The 1,094-nt window shown below is 38.2% G+C and carries 2 protein-coding genes; one reads left to right on the top strand and one right to left on the bottom strand.

From position 1 onward, the window contains the following. The coding region (locus AC30RD_RS09800; protein WP_489494376.1) for an SH3 domain-containing protein at positions 1 to 805 on the top strand (805 nt) is incomplete at its 5' end. Positions 806 to 829: 24 nt separating this feature from the next. On the opposite strand, the gene AC30RD_RS09795 is transcribed toward AC30RD_RS09800, so the two are convergent. Then, on the bottom strand, positions 830 to 1,094 hold a 265-nt coding region (locus AC30RD_RS09795), incomplete at its 5' end, for an LbetaH domain-containing protein (RefSeq protein WP_489494374.1).

The following is a 1,094-nucleotide window of genomic DNA, read 5'->3' as shown; positions in this document are numbered from 1 at the left end:
CGGGGAGGGTTACCCTTTTGATTATCTGCAAAATTCCGCTTTGGGAGCGTTTAAGCCTGTGTTGGTTTCCCACTATTCTAAAGACAGAGCATGGGTTTTTATAGAGTCAAGTTTTGCATACGGATGGGTGTTGCGCAGCGATATAGCTTTCATAGACAACCAACACGCAAGCAAGTGGCAAGATGCACAACAAATGGTGATTTTACGAGATAAATACCCTGTGTATAACCACAATAAAGATTTCCTTTTTTATTCACAAATTGGGCAGATGCTTCCACGGACACCCTATTTTGACATCGATAAAAATATATATAATCTTGGCATACTCCCTTTTAATACGCATACTATTGCGATGATTATAAAGGAGTTACAAAAAAATATTTACGGATGGGGAGGTATGTACACACAAAGAGACTGCTCCGCAACGGTAAGAGATTTTTTTGCCCCTTTTGGTATTTGGTTGCCACGAAACTCTTTGCAACAGAGTCATGTGGGAAAAATTATCTCTTTACAAGGGATGGATGATGCAAAAAAGATAGAAACAATTATAAAGTTTGGCATCCCTTTTGAGACACTTTTATATAAAAAAGGACATATTGTCCTCTATGTCGGCAGTGTTGATAACAAAGTAGTTATCTTTCATAATACATGGGGTATAAAAACAAAACAATGGGGCAAAGAGGGAAGATATATTATCGCAAAACCTGTTTTTACTACTTTGGATTTTGGGCAAAATATAGATGGGTACCATCAAGAGGATTCAATTTTACACCATCTTGAGAGTATGAATATACTTACACAGTAGTATTCGGCTTATGCCGAATACACTTTAGTGAAGATCAGCATTAAGCTTAATCTCTCTCGTGGAGCGTGAAGCTGTAATCTCACCTGTAAGGGAGTTTTGTCTAAAATGGAGACCATTGAGGTTTGCAAGTTGTTTCCCTTTAAAAATTTCACCCTCTATGGAAACTCCAGTATTGACCTCTTTGATCTTTTCCAGTTCTGCCGGGTAGATACCGATTTTTGTACCCTCTAAAATAGCAAGACCAGCATCGATAATACACCCATCACCTAACGGGATACCACAAACAGAA

It is taken from the genome of Nitrosophilus sp. (assembly GCF_982775275.1).
Note: the sequence above shows the minus strand (reverse complement) of the source record. Positions and strands in the feature narration are given on the sequence as shown.